We start from the raw sequence: 13,611 nt of genomic DNA, 5'->3' as shown, positions 1-13,611 counted from the left end.
AGTGGACCAAAGTTCCGCAGAGCCGGGCGACGGCGTCAAAATCTTCTTGAGATCAGTGAGTTAGAAGAATGGTAGTGACTTGAACTACGCCGATCATATGGTAATTACAGACCGTTCGGTCAAGGGATGGCACGCGTCTGACGCCAGATCACGGCGGCGTGTTCCATGCGTGATTCGCATGCGAAATATTGCCGTATGAATGATTTAATATTCATAGCATGATGGGGTTGGCACCTAGGCGGACGCAGCGTCAATCAGTCGCATTGACCTCGGAGGTAGTTCGGCCCCTCCCGCCCGCTCAGATTTTCGCCTGCCGCGCGAACGCGCTGCTGATTATCGGAAGTGCAGCTCGATTGAAGTGAACACGTCGAGCAAAGCTATTGCGGCGCCGCTTCCTTACCGACATGTAATCAAAACACTATGCAACGCATGCGCGATGCGCGCGCAGCGCTCATCACGTTTGTATCGCGCGAAGTTCATTCTGAACGGTGTCGGGAACAGCGAATAATCGTTCCGCAGATTCCGCAATCACGCTGGGATCTGTCCAAGAACAACAGATGGATCATCCCATGATTAAGACATTGATCGCAGCAGCCACCGTGGCTGCCGTTGCCTACGCTGTCGCTCCCGCTCAGGCCGCGCATCGTCATCACGCGGGCCTCGGCTGCAGCGGTGCCAATCTCGGCAAGACCGAAGCTGCAGTCGAAGCTATGGCTGACAATGAGGTCAAATTCGCGGCGGAGAAGGAAGTCTCGCTCGCTCAGGACGCGATGCTGAACAACCAGTGGGGTGCTTGCGGCGCGCATCTCAGCAAGGCTGCCGAAGCCAGCATGGCGAAGTAGGTTTTGATCATGGCGATAGGGGCCGATTGCCTGGGGCAGTCGGCCCTTTTTGATTCATCCGTAGCTGGACCGGCTTTGATCTAGTCAGAGCAGAAGGGTGGCCTCGTCCTTGGCTCGCTGCGCCACGCAAGCTGGTGTGAAAGCGCTACGGAGCCTTGGCGAGCTGGGTGGCGAAGTAGCCGATCGTCTTGGCGTAGACCTCGCTCTTGTTCCACTGCTGGATCACCGCAAAATTCTCGCTGCCGGGCTCCCAGCCCTTGCCCTTCTTCCAGCCATAGCTCTTCAGGTAGTTCGCCGTCGACGCCAGCACGTCGGGCACGTTGTGCAGGAGGTCGCGCTTGCCGTTGCCGTCAAAGTCGACCGCGAACTTGATGTAGGACGACGGCATGAATTGAGTCTGGCCGATCTCGCCGGCCCAGGCGCCGCGCATCTCCTGCGGCGGCAGATCGCCGCGCTCGACGATGCGCAAGGCATCCATCAACTCGGCCTTGAACATGTCGGAGCGGCGGCAATCATAGGCGAGCGTCGCCAGTGAACGTATGGTCGGAAACTTTCCGGTGTTGACGCCGAAATCGGTCTCCAGTCCCCAGATCGCGACCAGGATTTCGCCCGGTACGCCGTAGGCCTCCTCGATTCGCGACAGCACCGAGCCGTAGCGCTTCATCATGTCGGAGCCGCGATTGAGCCGCGGCGGCACCATGCGGCTCGAGAATTGCTCGAAGGTCTGGCTGAACACCTGCTGCGAATGGTCGCGGGCGAGGATCGCCTTGTCCTGCGTGACGCCAGCCAGCCCGGCCTGGATCGCGTTCTGCGAAATGCCCTTCGTCGCAGCCTCTTTCTTGAAATCGTCGAGCCAGGATTCGAACGTGCCCGTGCCGCATTGAGCGGCCAGCGCCGATGCCGTCGAGGTCAGGAGCCACGCGCCGATGGCGAGCGTGCGAAAGCAAGAGCGAGAGGTCATAAGCAATTCACTCCGGAGTCTGCGATGTCATCGATTGGTCGCGCAAGGCGGCGGGTATGTTCGCGGCAACAGCGGCCAAAACAAGGCTCGTGACCGAGCCGCTTTTTCTCAGGCCGCGCTGCAAATGCCACGCCAGTTTCACACCCATTTGACGATCCTGAACGACAAACCGCCGGCCGAACATATCGGCCGGCGGTTGCTTTGACGTTTACGAATCCGGGTTAGCGGCGCTTAGCCGCGATCGCTGCGCCGCCACGGAAACAGATTGGCCGGGAAGTCCGCGGCAGGCTTGCGCTCGCGCGGTTCGGGGATCACCGGCCGCGCATTCGGATCCTTGACGATGACCTCGCGATAGAGATGCCAGGTGGCGTGACCGAGCAGCGGGATCACCACGGCAAGCCCGAGGAAGAACGGGATCGTGCCCAGCACCAGCAGCACCGCGACGATCAGGCCCCAGGCCGCCATCGGCACCGGGTTCTGTGCGACGGCGCGCATCGACGTCACCATGGCTTCGCCGGCGGTCGCCTGGCGGTCGAGCATCATGGGGAAGGCGATCACGCTGATGCAAAGCGCGACGAGCGCGAACAGGAAGCCGACGCCGCAGCCGACCACGATGAGCCACCAGCCTTGCTGGGTGGTCAGCACGCGCGCGGCAAAATCGGGAATGTTGGCCGCGGTCTCATAGCCGAACACCGCCGTGTAGATGGCCTGGGCGGTGGCGATCCAGGTCACGAACAGTGCGAAAAGCAGCGTTCCGACCCCAAGCATCGCGCCGAATGACGGTGAGCGGAATACCTCCATGGCATCCCAGGCAGATGCTTCCCCGCCGTCCTCGCGGCGGCGGCTCATTTCGTAGAGGCCGATGGCGGCAAACGGGCCGAGCAGGGCAAAGCCCGCGGCCAGCGGAAACAGCAGGGGCAGCACGGAATAGCCGTGCACGGTGCGCGCAAGCACGAGGCCGAGCACCGGATAGATCAGGCAGAGGACGATGGCGTGACTTGGCACCGCCTTGAAGTCTTCCCAGCCGAGACGCAGCGCATGATGCAAATCGGACAGGCCGATGGTGCGGATGACCGGCGCAGACGCGGCGCCTTGTCCGCTCTGCGTCATCGAACTGACATTGCCTTGGTATGACGTGGCCATGGTCGTTGTCTCCCTCTGGGCGGTCGCATCTGGCGCCCGGCACGCGGGCACAAACCTGCCGCCTCTCGAAGCGATCACGATCAAGCCAGACGCGAAAGACAGAGCAGGGAACTGGCCGTGTCGCGAACTGTTCGGCAAGGCTACTCCCAAACCGTGGCAAAAGCACTCACGCTTAAGTGAATGTCGCATTGGCAAGCTATGGAGGGGGCTATAGACTTCAACTGCGACCGCGGTCAGGCGTCCCAGCGCCGTCTGGCTTTCACATCTCAACAGTCTTGGGAGCGAACGATGAGCATTTTCGGAAAAATCATGGGCGCGATCTTCGGTAGCAGCGCCAGCGCCGCGCCCGCAGGCGGATCGGCCACAAGCGCAGCTCCCGCCGGTGGATCCGGCAGTGCATCGTCGTCTCCTGCAGCGGTGCCGGCCGGCGCAGCGCCCGCGCAGTCCGTTGACGTCGCCCCCATTCTCGACAAGGCGGTGGCCGCGAAGGGCGAGAAGCTCGAATGGCGCACCTCGATCGTCGACCTGATGAAGGCGCTCGACATCGACTCCAGCCTGTCGGCGCGCAAGGAGCTCGCCAAGGAGCTCGGCTACTCCGGCGACACCAGCGATTCCGCCAGCATGAACATCTGGCTGCACAAGCAGGTGATGACGAAGCTCGCGGCCAATGGCGGCAAGCTGCCCCCGGACATCAAGCACTGAGCGGATCATCATCCCGCACACGGCCAGGGCCCGCGCCAGCGCGGGCCTTTTTTATGGATCGGCGAGCATCTATAGATCGGCGAACAAGAAGGAGAACGCTCATGACTGATCTCGATCGCCGGACGATGCTTGCGACCGGCGCCCTCGCACTGGCCGGCGCCGCCGCGCAATCCGCGCCGGCCCATGCCGAGACCGCGTCGAAGGCGATGTTTCCGGTACCGGCGGTGACGATCCCGATCGTTGGCGCCAGCGAAGTGTTCCAGGTCCGCCGCATCTACTGCATCGGCCGCAACTACGCGGCGCATGCGATCGAGCGCGGCTCCGATCCGACCCGCGAGCCGCCGTTCTTCTTCCAGAAACCGACCGACGCGATCCAGAATGTCGCGATCGGCACGGTCGCCGATCATCCCTATCCGTCGCTGACCAAGAACTATCACCACGAGGTCGAGCTGGTCGCCGCGCTGAAATCCGGCGGCACCAATATTCCGGCCGACAAGGCGCTCGATCACGTCTATGGCTACGCGCTCGGCCTCGACATGACGCGGCGCGATTTGCAGAACGGCATGGCGGCGGAAAAGAAGCCGTGGGAGATCGGCAAGAGCTTTGATCATGCCGCAGTGCTGGGGCCGATCCATCCGGCTGATAAGACCGGCCACTTCACGCAAGGTGCGATATCGCTCGCGGTCAACGGCACGGTGCGGCAGAGCTCGGATCTGAAGAACATGATCTGGAGCGTCGCCGAGCAGATCGCGAAGCTTTCCGAGGCCTTCGAGCTGAAGGCCGGCGACATCATCTATTCCGGTACGCCGGAGAACGTCGGCCCGGTCGTCAAGGGCGACGTGTTGCTGTGCAAGCTCGAGGGCCTGCCCGACATGTCGATCAAGATCGTCTGAGGGGCAGGGCTCTAACCTGCAAGATCCGCGTATTCCGGATGCTTGTTGAGGTAATCCACCACGAAACCGCAGCTGGCGATCACCTTGTGGCCGTCGGCGCGGATCAGATCCAGCGCACCCTTGACCAGCTCCGATGCGATGCCGCGGCCGCGCAGGGCGCGCGGTGTCTCGGTATGGGTGATGATAACGGCCGCGGGCGTCCGCCGGTAATTCGCGAAAGCGAGGCCGCCCTCGGTGTCGAGTTCGAAGCGGTTTTGGTCCCTGTTGTCGCGGACGGCGGCCATCGCAAAATCCCGGTTGATTCGCAGGCCCTGATGTAAGCGTGTGAACCCGCCGATGCAAAGCCGCGACCAACCCGCAAATTGGCATTTGTGGATTGACGATATGCGCATTTTGGCCTGCCTGACCGCCGTGTTGCTCGGCGCCGCGTTGACGCTTCCAGACCCGCCGCAAGCCGCCGCCGGCGACGATCCGAGCTGGCAGACCTGCGTCGGCCTGACGACGGCGCCCGGCGACCGCGTGGCCGCCTGCACCACGGTGATCGACGGCAAGACCGAGACCGGCAAGCGGCTGGCCGGGGCCTATTGCAATCGCGGCCATGGGCTGACCGAGAAGCGCGAGCTCGATGCAGCGCTCGCCGACCTCAACGAGGCCATCAAGCTCGATCCCGCCTACGCCTGCGCCTATACCAATCGCGGCCGCGTCTACGCCTTCAAGCGCGATCTCGATCATGCGATTGCCGATTACGAAGAGGCGATCCGCATCGATCCGGCATTTGCGCTGGCCTACAACAATCGCGGCGATGCCTGGCTCAACAAGGGCGATCTCGACCGCGCGCTGGCCGATCTCAGCCTCGCCATCAAATACAATCCGCAGCTCGCCACCGCCTATGGCAATCGCGGGTTCGTCTACTACCGCAAGCGCGACGCGGCGCATGCGATCGCCGACTTCACCACCGAGATCAAGCTCGAGCCCAACGTGCTCGCCTACATCAACCGCGGCAATGTCTATCGCGATACCGAGCAGCTCGATCGCGCCGCCGCCGACTATGGCGAGGCTGCGAGGATCGCGCCGACCGATGCGCGCGGCTGGCGCAACCGCGGCATGATCCGTCTCTTTCAAGGGGACAACAAGGGCGGGCTCGCCGATTACGACAAGGCGCTGCAATACGATCCGAACGACGTCTATTCCTGGAATAATCGCGGCCAGGCCAAGCTGCGGCTCGGCGACAAGAAGGGCGCGGCGGCCGATTTCCGCAAGGCGCTCGAGCTGCAGCCCGATTTGCAGAGCGCCAAGGGAGCGCTGGCGCGGCTCGGCGGAGCGCGGTGACATCTTGCCGGCAACGATCGCTCCTGCCGTGTCGCACATACGCGGGACGGGCCTTGCGGATGGATGCAGTTCGATTACGTTTGATGACAGACATACGCCCCTGATGCGGCTGGATGGTCGTCTGGTACGGAGTGGCGGAGCCGGCCGCCGACGTATGCCTCTTGTCGGAGGAGGTTCGTCATGTCGGACAATCGTTTCTTCAACACACACCGTCCCTGGGAGGACTGGCTCGGCATGCTGCTCGGCGTGCTGATCATGGTCTCGCCCTGGTTTCCGATGCAGGTGAGCGGCGCTGTCGATATCGAGCGCAGCCACCTCGTCCTCAACAGCTTCATCGTCGGCATGCTGGTGCTCGGCATCGCCCAGCTCGAATATGTCGCGCTGCACCGCTGGGAGGAGGTGGCCAGCATCCTGCTCGGTCTCTGGCTGATGGCATCGCCCATGGTCTTTGGTTACGCCGAGGACCACGCGCTGCAGTTCTGGCACATCCTGCTCGGCGCGCTGGTCGCCTTTATAGGCGCGTTGCAGCTGTGGCAGGACTGGAACCTGAGCGAGCAGGAACTCGCCAAGCACCCGCAGTAGCGGGCTGGGCAGAAAACAACGGGTTGACCGCCGCCGGCGCGCGGTATCATCGGGCCGCGCCCGTCGGGCCTTGCCGAAGGCGGCGGCTTGGCGATAAACCGGGCGGTACCAATCCCTTGCGGCGCTTGAAGACGCCCGGTTCTGACCGAGGAAACACCCGATGATCGTCCTGACCTTGCCCTGTCTGTTGTGCGTATCGGCGGGGCGGCAATGAGCGGGACGGCTGCTGCCGCGCCGCGCGGCGGGATCGCGCGGGTATCGCGCCGGGTCATGAACCTCGCCTACATCCTGACCCAGAACGCCCGCCGCCACGGCGATCGCCCCGGCTTCATCTGGAACGAGAAGGCCTGGTCCTGGCGCCATATCGACCAGAACGTCTCGGCGCTGGCGGCGGCATTGGCCGCGCGCGGCATCGTCAAGGGCGACCACATCCTGGTGCATTCCAAGAACTGCGACGAGATGTTCTGGTCGATGTTCGCCGCCTTCCGGCTCGGCGCGGTCTGGGTGCCGACCAATTTCCGCCTGATGCCGGACGAGGTCGCCTATCTCGCGGCGGCCTCCGGCGCCAAGGCGTTTCTGTGCCACGCCGACTTCCCCGAACATGCCAAGGCGGCCGCCAATCCCGCGCTCGAATTCGTCTGGCAGATCGGGGAGGAGGGCACGTTCGGCGAGGCGACGCTCGGCGATGTCATCGCCAAGCACGCCGGCGCTGTGGTCGAGAACGTTGCCGTCGACTATGACGATCCCTGCTGGTTCTTCTTCACCTCCGGCACCACCGGCCGCTCCAAGGCCGCGGTCTTGACCCATGGCCAGATGGCCTTCGTCATCACCAACCATCTCGCTGACCTGATGCCCGGCACCACGGAAGAGGACGCCTCGCTGGTGGTGGCGCCGCTATCGCATGGCGCCGGCGTACATCAATTGGTGCAGACCGCGCGCGGCGTGCCGACCATCCTGCTGCCGTCGGAGAAGTTCGACATCGCCGAAGCCTTCCGGCTGATCGCCAAGCATCGCGTCAGCAACATGTTCACGGTGCCGACCATCCTGAAGATGATGGTCGAGCATCCCGCCGCCGACCAGCACGACCATTCCTCGCTGCGCTACATCATCTACGCCGGCGCGCCGATGTATCGCGAGGACCAGAAGGCGGCGCTGAACAAGCTCGGCGGCGTGCTGGTGCAGTATTTCGGCCTCGGCGAGGTCACCGGCAACATCACGGTGCTGCCGCCCGGACTTCACGATCCCGAGGACGGGCCGCATGCGCGGATCGGCACCTGCGGCTTCGAGCGCACCGGGATGCAGGTCTCGATCCAGGGCGACGATGGCAGCGAGCTGAAGGCGCACGAGACCGGCGAGATCTGCGTGATCGGTCCCGGCGTGTTCGCGGGCTACTACGACAACCCCGAGGCCAATGCGAAGGCGTTTCGCGACGGCTGGTTCCGCACCGGCGACCTCGGCCACATGGACGAGGAGGGCTTCGTCTACATCACCGGCCGTGCCTCCGACATGTACATCTCGGGCGGCTCCAACATCTATCCGCGCGAGATCGAGGAGAAGCTCTTGACCCATCCCGCGGTCGGCGAGGTCGCGGTGCTCGGCGTGCCCGATCCCTTCTGGGGCGAGGTCGGCGTCGCCGTCTGCGTCGCGCGCGAGGGCACCGAGGCGGTCGCGGAGGCGGAGCTTGCCGCCCATCTCGCGCCAAAAGTGCCGCGCTACAAGATGCCGAAACGCTTCTTCTTCTGGGAGGCGCTGCCGAAGTCCGGCTACGGCAAGGTGCCGAAGCGGCTGATCCGCGACGAGCTCGAGGCGCGCGGGCTGCTCGAAGTGATCGCCAAATCGACGGGCGCGTGAGGCGATGCGCAGCATCGCCCAGCCTGGCGCTCCGCATCCAGAGCGCATCCAATGGGTCAGGGCGCGCGGCCGCGCCTTTTCATTCGTGCTCGAGGCCGGCATTCCCTTGCTCGAAGCCGTGCGCCGCGGCTTTGCGGCGGAGGGCTTTTGCAGCGGCGTCCTGAGCGCGAAAAGCGGCGCGCTCGGGCCGTTCGCCTATGTGATGCCGGCGCTGTCGAAGGATGGCGTCAACGCTGCGTTCTACAGCGACACGTTCCGTCCCGACGGCGTGACCCGGCTCAAGCTGGCGGCGTTGACCTTCGGCGAACGCGACGGCGCGCCGTTCTTTCATTGCCACGGCCTGTGGACTGAGGCCGACGGCCGTTTCAATGGCGGCCACATGCTGCCGGAAGAAACCATTGTCGCCGAGCCGTTCGAGGTGAACGCGTTCGGGATTGACGGCGCGACGTTCCTGGCCGAGGCGGACAGCGAAACCAATTTCAAGCTGTTCGGTCCGGTCGCAGCCGAGCCGCGTGGGGCCAGGACCACGAGCCATGCCTTCGCGCTGCGGCTGCGGCCGAACCAGGATTTTGCCTGCGCGCTGGAAGCCTTCTGCCGCCAGCACGGCATCCTGCGCGCGCGGCTGCATGGCGGCGTCGGCTCGACCATCGGCGCCGTCTTCACCGACGGCCACAGCGTGGTGCCGTTCGCGACCGAGCTCGCGGTGACCGCGGGCGAGATCGCACCGGACGCGGATGGCCGGCTGCATGCCGAGCTCGACATCGCGCTGGTCGACTATCTCGGCGGCATCGCCGAGGGACGCCTGGTGCGCGGCGACAATCCGGTGCTGATGACGATGGAGCTGGCGCTGGAGGTGCTGGCGGAGGCGGAGCAGCCGTAGGGGCGGGCGCTTTCTCCCGGCGGTCGTCCTGGCGTTCGCCGGAGCCGATATCGCGCCGCGGCCTCCGCTGTCCCATAACCACAGACATTCGTTGTCGAAGCGAGCTGTGGCTCAAGCGTTATGCAACAATGACCTTCGGTGGTTATGGGTCCCGGGTCGCGCTTCGCTTGCCCGGGACGACACCTAATTTGTTGCGCGATCTGCGAGTCACATATCCGCATTCTCGCGACATGAATTGTCCGAGGCTTGCCGCCTTCGCCGCCCTCTCTTGACCAGGGGGCGCAGGGGCCGCTCACCTCCGCTTGCGGACATGGATGTTGATGTCGAGGTCGATCTCGCTGACGCAGGTCTGCTCGGTGCGATGCGATCCGCCCTCGTGCCAAGGGCCGTTGCGCAGGCTGATGTCGCTGACGTGAGCGAGCCGCAGGCAGCGCCATTGCGGCAGTTGGCCCGAGCTCGAGCCGCCGAACTGCCAGGCCAGCACGACCTCTTCACCGCTCTTGTTGTGGCCGATGATGTGCGGGCAGAGTTCGCGCGGCCGGCCGTCATAGATGCAGACCGCTTGCTGTTCGTTGAGGATCGCCTTGCGGAAGAGTGCGTAAGACTTGCTGGGCATGGGGCATCCGGCCATCTAGGATTGTTGCGGGCTCTTATCATAAACTGGGCCGCCCGCCATTGTTTCCCCGGATCCGCGCACATGGCCAGACGAAACCGCCCGATCAACATGCCTGCGCCGTATCTGAAGCGGGTCTGGCTCGATCCTGCGCGAATTCCGAACCGCGATGCCTATCCGTTCGTACTGCCGCTGCTGCGCGACGATTTCGAGCTGAGCTTCGACAAGGCGATCACGATCATCGTCGGCGAGAACGGCACCGGCAAATCGACGCTGCTCGAAGGCATCGCCGTGATGGCCGGCTATGACGACGCCGGCGGCGGCAAGGGCTATCGCGCGGTCGACCATGGCAATGCCGTTGAGAAGATGGGCGGCTCGCTTGCGTCGGCGCTGCGTGCCAGCTGGCTACCTAAGATCACGAATGGCTGGTTCTTCCGCGCCGAGAGTTTTTTCTCGGTGGCGCGCTACGTCGACGAGGCCGCGCTGGATGTCGGAGACGTGCCGCCGAACTTCCTGTCCTATTCCCACGGCGAGGGCTTCCTGCGCTTCTTCAACGAGCGTTGCCAGCGGCAGGGCATCTTCATCTTCGACGAGCCGGAATCCGCGCTGTCGCCGTCGCGGCAGATCGAATTCCTCAAATTGTTGCACCGGATGAACGGCACCGGCCACTGCCAGGTGATCATGGCGACGCATTCGCCGGTGCTGATGGCCTATCCGAATGCGACGCTGCTGCGGCTGAGCAAATACGCGCTGGAGCCGGTGGGCCTGAGGGACACCGATCACTACCGGCTGATGCGCGAGTTCTGCGACGACCCCAAGGGGTTCGTCGAGGCGGCGATCGAGGACTGACGCCGCTGCCCGGCAGGCTTGCCTCCCGGGGAAGCCGGCGGGTGCGAGTTCGCTCTGGTGCAAGAAGCAGGTTGCCGGTCTAGTCTAGAACCTCCAATCATAAACTGCGGCATGCGCCAGGCGGCGCAGGGCCGACAGACATCGGGAGAGGACCAAGGATGAGGCGGACGATCGCACGGACTTTCGTGGTGGTGGCGGCATTGGCCGTGTTGGGGGCCGTTTGGGCTCATGGGCCGACCCGCCAGAAGGTGCGGGAATCCATCGAGATCGATGCGCCGCAGGCCAAGGTGTGGGCGGTGATCGGCAATTTCCAGGACATGAGCTGGCTTGCCGGTGTCGCCAAGACCGAGGGCGAGAAGGGCAACGAGATCGGCGCCACACGGCGGCTGACACTGGCGCCCGGCATTACCATCGACGAGGAGCTCTACAAATACGAACCAGAGATGATGAGCTATTCGTACCGGATCACGGCGGTCGACGTGAAGGTGCTGCCGGTCACCAACTATTCCTCGACGCTGACGGTGTCGCCGGCGCCGGACGGCAAGTCGAAGCTGGAATGGGCCGGCGCGTTCTATCGCGGCTTTCCCAACAACGACCCGCCGCCGGAGCTGAGCGACGAGGCCGCGGTGAAGGCGGTGAGCGGGCTCTACAAGACCGGGCTCGAAGCGCTGAAGAAGAAGATCGAGAGCGGGACCTGAGCATGATCCGGAAAAGTGCGAAGCGGTTTTCCGACAAGATCATGCTCAAGACGAGGAGCTAAAGCGCGATGATGGTTTGTCCCAATCTCGTCGGGCTTTAGCCGTGCGCGCGATTGCGCTCGTCGCGCTGCTTGCCAGCCTCGGCGCCGCGCGCGCCGAGGAGGCGTTCGTCACCAACCAGCTCAGCGACGATCTCACGGTGGTCGATCTCGCGACCTCGAAGCCGGTCGCGACCATCGCGATCGGCGGCAAGCCGGCGGGCGTTGCCGTCAGCAATGACGGCCGCTTCGCCTATGTGACCAGCCCGGATGCCAAGGCGGTCACGGTGGTCGACGCGCCGGCGCGAAAGGTCGTGGGGCGGGTCGATGTCGGCGGCGGGCCGCTCGGCATCGCGGTCGCGCCCGATGGCGCGATGGTCTATGTCGCCGACTGGTACGCCGCCGCGGTGCGGGTGATCGATGCCAGAGAGCAGCGTGTCGTCGCAAGTATCGCGGTCGGTGCATCGCCGTCCGGGCTGGCGGTGACACCGGATGGGCTGCTGCTGCTGTCGGCGGATCGCGACGATGACAGCGTCTCCATCATCGATACCGCCTCGCGCGAGCTGAGGGGGATCGTGAAGGTCGGGAGTCGGCCGTTTGGTGTCACCATCGATGCCGATGGCAAGCGTGCCTACACCGCCAATGTCGGCACCAACGACGTCTCGGTGATCGACGTCGCGACCGCGCGCGAGATCGGCCGCGTGCATGTCGGCCTGCGCCCCTACGCGGTGGCGCTGGCGCAGGGCCGCGGCTTCGTCACCGACCAGTATGACGGCAAGGTCAGCGTGTTCGACCTCGCGACGTTGCAGCCCGTGAAGCGGATCACGGTCGGCGATTACCCCGAAGGCATCGAGGCGACCGCCGACGGCAAGCGCATCCTGGTCGCGAACTGGGAAAGCAACACGCTGAGCATGATCGACGCCGCCGAGCTGAAGGTGATTGGCGAGGTCAAGGTCGGCGACGGCCCGCGCGCGTTCGGGGCGTTCCTCAGACGGACGGAGTAGGGGGAAGGTGCGTGGGGTGTCCCAAAATATCGAAAACAACCCCATGCAAAGGAGCAGGCTGCCGTCGAGACTCGGAAAAGCGACTTGACGCGTCGGGCAAATCAGCGGTACGTTTTTATTATTCCGAAATTGTGCAAGCGTCCGCCGCCGCAGGATAGAGCCAACCGGCCCCTGCGGCCGGTCGCCGAGCCGCGCCCCATTGGCTCACCAGCGCGGCAGGCATATATTATCGGGCAAATAAGCGGAACACAGGGAGGATGCCATGCATCATACCTTGGTGCCCAGTGACCGGGTCGAGCATGTCTGCGTCTTCGGGCGCGATGGCGCCAAGCTCGGGTCGATCGAGCGGCTGATGCTCGACAAGGTGAGCGGAACGGTGGCCTATGCCATCATCAAGACCGGAGGCGTGCTGAGTACCCACCACCACTATCCCGTCAGATGGACCGCGCTGCGATTCGATCCTGTGCGGCAGGCCTTCGAGGCCGAGGTGACGCTGGATGATCTGCGGTCAGGACCCTCCGAATTCGACGGCGACGAATTCGACTGGGGCGACCGCTCGCGATCGTACACGCACCCGAACTATTGGGCGGTGTAGCAGAGCGGTTGAGAGACCGTAGCCCGCATGAGCGAAGCGACATGCGGGAGCGGTCAACTTGTTCGGCTGATAGACCCCGCATATCGCTCCGGTCATGCGGGCTACTAAGTCAGGCACATGCCCCAATTCAAGCCCGCCGGCTGGCCTTCCGTCATACCGCGAATTGTCACCCGCGACCTCACTGGCTTGGCCAGATTTCTTCGAGACGTTTTCGATGCGCAGGGCAAAGTGCGCTCCGGCGCGCCAACGGAAATCCGGATCGGAGACTCGATCATCCTGATCAGCGACGGCGGAGGCGTCCGCGAGGCGATGTCGGCCTTTCTCTACGTCTATGTTCGAGACGCGGACGAGACCTATCGGCGGGCGATCGCGGCAGGCGCTGAATCGATCGAGCCGCCTGCGGATACGCCCTATGGCGACAGACGCGCGATGGTGCGGGATGCCTGGGCCAACGTCTGGCAGATCGCCACCTGCCGTGGGAGCTAAGTGTGTAGCCCGCATGAGCGAAGCGATATGCGGGACCGGTCATTGTTGGCCGCGAGAGGCCCCGGATATCGCTTCGCTCATCCAGGCTACTTGCTACGGGCCTGGTCTGCTCGAAGCAGCCACATGACCTGGTCGCGATATCTGA

At 64.2% G+C, this 13,611-nt stretch carries 17 protein-coding genes; 12 read left to right on the top strand and 5 right to left on the bottom strand.

Going from position 1 to position 13,611, the window contains the following annotated elements; translation table 11 throughout:
- Nucleotides 1–557: 557 nt before the first annotated feature.
- Nucleotides 558–842, top strand: coding sequence for a hypothetical protein (locus J2R76_RS07860; RefSeq protein ID WP_057018525.1), 285 nt, complete (start codon nucleotides 558–560; stop codon nucleotides 840–842).
- A 145-nt stretch (nucleotides 843–987) separates the two neighbouring features.
- Here J2R76_RS07860 and J2R76_RS07855 read toward each other — a convergent pair whose 3' ends face one another.
- The 3 genes from J2R76_RS07855 to J2R76_RS07845 all read right to left on the bottom strand — a co-directional run bounded on the left by J2R76_RS07855 (nucleotide 988) and on the right by J2R76_RS07845 (nucleotide 2,946).
- Nucleotides 988–1,803, bottom strand: coding sequence for a lytic transglycosylase domain-containing protein (locus J2R76_RS07855; RefSeq protein ID WP_057018524.1), 816 nt, complete (start codon nucleotides 1,801–1,803; stop codon nucleotides 988–990).
- Nucleotides 1,804–1,810: 7 nt separating this feature from the next.
- Nucleotides 1,811–1,951: a hypothetical protein gene (locus tag J2R76_RS07850; protein ID WP_156436338.1), complete on the bottom strand. Its 141-nt coding sequence runs from the start codon at nucleotides 1,949–1,951 to the stop codon at nucleotides 1,811–1,813.
- Between the two features lie 83 nt (nucleotides 1,952–2,034).
- The gene (locus J2R76_RS07845) at nucleotides 2,035–2,946 is read right to left on the bottom strand and encodes a DUF2189 domain-containing protein (protein ID WP_076828616.1); all 912 of its coding nucleotides are present in this window, start codon (nucleotides 2,944–2,946) and stop codon (nucleotides 2,035–2,037) included.
- 288 nt (nucleotides 2,947–3,234) lie between these two features.
- Between J2R76_RS07845 and J2R76_RS07840 the strand changes: the two genes are divergently transcribed.
- Complete coding sequence (locus J2R76_RS07840; protein WP_057018523.1) at nucleotides 3,235–3,648, top strand: DUF3597 domain-containing protein; 414 nt, start codon at nucleotides 3,235–3,237, stop codon at nucleotides 3,646–3,648.
- 101 nt (nucleotides 3,649–3,749) lie between these two features.
- Nucleotides 3,750–4,541, top strand: coding sequence for a fumarylacetoacetate hydrolase family protein (locus J2R76_RS07835; RefSeq protein ID WP_141340426.1), 792 nt, complete (start codon nucleotides 3,750–3,752; stop codon nucleotides 4,539–4,541).
- Between the two features lie 11 nt (nucleotides 4,542–4,552).
- Here the strand turns inward: J2R76_RS07835 and J2R76_RS07830 are convergent, their stop codons facing one another.
- Entirely contained in the window at nucleotides 4,553–4,825 is a 273-nt protein-coding gene (locus tag J2R76_RS07830; RefSeq protein ID WP_141340425.1) for a GNAT family N-acetyltransferase, read from the bottom strand.
- Nucleotides 4,826–4,925: 100 nt separating this feature from the next.
- Between J2R76_RS07830 and J2R76_RS07825 the strand changes: the two genes are divergently transcribed.
- The 4 genes from J2R76_RS07825 (at nucleotide 4,926) to J2R76_RS07810 (ending at nucleotide 9,183) form a co-directional block, all read left to right on the top strand.
- Nucleotides 4,926–5,870 (top strand): tetratricopeptide repeat protein, encoded by a 945-nt coding sequence (locus tag J2R76_RS07825; protein ID WP_057018521.1) that lies wholly within the window; start codon nucleotides 4,926–4,928, stop codon nucleotides 5,868–5,870.
- Nucleotides 5,871–6,050: 180 nt separating this feature from the next.
- Nucleotides 6,051–6,452, top strand: a complete 402-nt coding sequence (locus J2R76_RS07820; RefSeq protein WP_057018520.1) for an SPW repeat protein — start codon at nucleotides 6,051–6,053, stop codon at nucleotides 6,450–6,452.
- A gap of 210 nt (nucleotides 6,453–6,662) precedes the next feature.
- Nucleotides 6,663–8,303 (top strand): acyl-CoA synthetase, encoded by a 1,641-nt coding sequence (locus tag J2R76_RS07815; RefSeq protein WP_141340424.1) that lies wholly within the window; start codon nucleotides 6,663–6,665, stop codon nucleotides 8,301–8,303.
- Nucleotides 8,304–8,307: 4 nt separating this feature from the next.
- On the top strand, nucleotides 8,308–9,183 hold the full coding sequence (locus J2R76_RS07810; protein ID WP_229189818.1) for a PCC domain-containing protein: 876 nt from the start codon (nucleotides 8,308–8,310) through the stop codon (nucleotides 9,181–9,183).
- Nucleotides 9,184–9,475: 292 nt separating this feature from the next.
- Here J2R76_RS07810 and J2R76_RS07805 read toward each other — a convergent pair whose 3' ends face one another.
- Nucleotides 9,476–9,799 carry a hypothetical protein gene (locus J2R76_RS07805; protein ID WP_141340422.1) on the bottom strand — a complete coding sequence of 108 codons (324 nt, stop codon included), beginning with the start codon at nucleotides 9,797–9,799 and terminating at the stop codon, nucleotides 9,476–9,478.
- 81 nt (nucleotides 9,800–9,880) lie between these two features.
- Between J2R76_RS07805 and J2R76_RS07800 the strand changes: the two genes are divergently transcribed.
- The 5 genes from J2R76_RS07800 to J2R76_RS07780 all read left to right on the top strand — a co-directional run bounded on the left by J2R76_RS07800 (nucleotide 9,881) and on the right by J2R76_RS07780 (nucleotide 13,466).
- A complete protein-coding gene (locus tag J2R76_RS07800) occupies nucleotides 9,881–10,645 on the top strand; it encodes an AAA family ATPase (RefSeq protein ID WP_141340421.1) in 765 nt (254 codons plus the stop codon).
- A gap of 158 nt (nucleotides 10,646–10,803) precedes the next feature.
- Nucleotides 10,804–11,343 carry an SRPBCC family protein gene (locus J2R76_RS07795; RefSeq protein WP_141340420.1) on the top strand — a complete coding sequence of 180 codons (540 nt, stop codon included), beginning with the start codon at nucleotides 10,804–10,806 and terminating at the stop codon, nucleotides 11,341–11,343.
- A gap of 103 nt (nucleotides 11,344–11,446) precedes the next feature.
- Nucleotides 11,447–12,385 (top strand): cytochrome D1 domain-containing protein, encoded by a 939-nt coding sequence (locus tag J2R76_RS07790; RefSeq protein ID WP_141340419.1) that lies wholly within the window; start codon nucleotides 11,447–11,449, stop codon nucleotides 12,383–12,385.
- A 262-nt stretch (nucleotides 12,386–12,647) separates the two neighbouring features.
- Complete coding sequence (locus J2R76_RS07785) at nucleotides 12,648–12,980, top strand: PRC-barrel domain-containing protein (protein ID WP_141340418.1); 333 nt, start codon at nucleotides 12,648–12,650, stop codon at nucleotides 12,978–12,980.
- A 186-nt stretch (nucleotides 12,981–13,166) separates the two neighbouring features.
- Nucleotides 13,167–13,466 (top strand): glyoxalase/bleomycin resistance/extradiol dioxygenase family protein, encoded by a 300-nt coding sequence (locus tag J2R76_RS07780; protein ID WP_200844442.1) that lies wholly within the window; start codon nucleotides 13,167–13,169, stop codon nucleotides 13,464–13,466.
- Nucleotides 13,467–13,611: the final 145 nt, after the last annotated feature.

This window comes from Bradyrhizobium sp. USDA 4532, from assembly GCF_024171315.1.
GTDB lineage: Bacteria > Pseudomonadota > Alphaproteobacteria > Rhizobiales > Xanthobacteraceae > Bradyrhizobium > Bradyrhizobium australafricanum.
The sequence above is the reverse complement of the archived record's forward strand: the minus strand, read 5'-3'. Positions and strand labels throughout refer to the sequence as shown.

What these genes read in the sequence shown, in the direction of transcription:
- J2R76_RS07860 (WP_057018525.1), top strand. Translation starts at nt 558, where the DNA reads ATGGATCATCCCATGATTAAGACATTGATCGCAGCAGCCACCGTGGCT.
- J2R76_RS07855 (WP_057018524.1), bottom strand. Translation starts at nt 1,803, where the DNA reads ATGACCTCTCGCTCTTGCTTTCGCACGCTCGCCATCGGCGCGTGGCTC.
- J2R76_RS07850 (WP_156436338.1), bottom strand. Translation starts at nt 1,951, where the DNA reads ATGGGTGTGAAACTGGCGTGGCATTTGCAGCGCGGCCTGAGAAAAAGC.
- J2R76_RS07845 (WP_076828616.1), bottom strand. Translation starts at nt 2,946, where the DNA reads ATGGCCACGTCATACCAAGGCAATGTCAGTTCGATGACGCAGAGCGGA.
- J2R76_RS07840 (WP_057018523.1), top strand. Translation starts at nt 3,235, where the DNA reads ATGAGCATTTTCGGAAAAATCATGGGCGCGATCTTCGGTAGCAGCGCC.
- J2R76_RS07835 (WP_141340426.1), top strand. Translation starts at nt 3,750, where the DNA reads ATGACTGATCTCGATCGCCGGACGATGCTTGCGACCGGCGCCCTCGCA.
- J2R76_RS07830 (WP_141340425.1), bottom strand. Translation starts at nt 4,825, where the DNA reads ATGGCCGCCGTCCGCGACAACAGGGACCAAAACCGCTTCGAACTCGAC.
- J2R76_RS07825 (WP_057018521.1), top strand. Translation starts at nt 4,926, where the DNA reads ATGCGCATTTTGGCCTGCCTGACCGCCGTGTTGCTCGGCGCCGCGTTG.
- J2R76_RS07820 (WP_057018520.1), top strand. Translation starts at nt 6,051, where the DNA reads ATGTCGGACAATCGTTTCTTCAACACACACCGTCCCTGGGAGGACTGG.
- J2R76_RS07815 (WP_141340424.1), top strand. Translation starts at nt 6,663, where the DNA reads ATGAGCGGGACGGCTGCTGCCGCGCCGCGCGGCGGGATCGCGCGGGTA.
- J2R76_RS07810 (WP_229189818.1), top strand. Translation starts at nt 8,308, where the DNA reads ATGCGCAGCATCGCCCAGCCTGGCGCTCCGCATCCAGAGCGCATCCAA.
- J2R76_RS07805 (WP_141340422.1), bottom strand. Translation starts at nt 9,799, where the DNA reads ATGCCCAGCAAGTCTTACGCACTCTTCCGCAAGGCGATCCTCAACGAA.
- J2R76_RS07800 (WP_141340421.1), top strand. Translation starts at nt 9,881, where the DNA reads ATGGCCAGACGAAACCGCCCGATCAACATGCCTGCGCCGTATCTGAAG.
- J2R76_RS07795 (WP_141340420.1), top strand. Translation starts at nt 10,804, where the DNA reads ATGAGGCGGACGATCGCACGGACTTTCGTGGTGGTGGCGGCATTGGCC.
- J2R76_RS07785 (WP_141340418.1), top strand. Translation starts at nt 12,648, where the DNA reads ATGCATCATACCTTGGTGCCCAGTGACCGGGTCGAGCATGTCTGCGTC.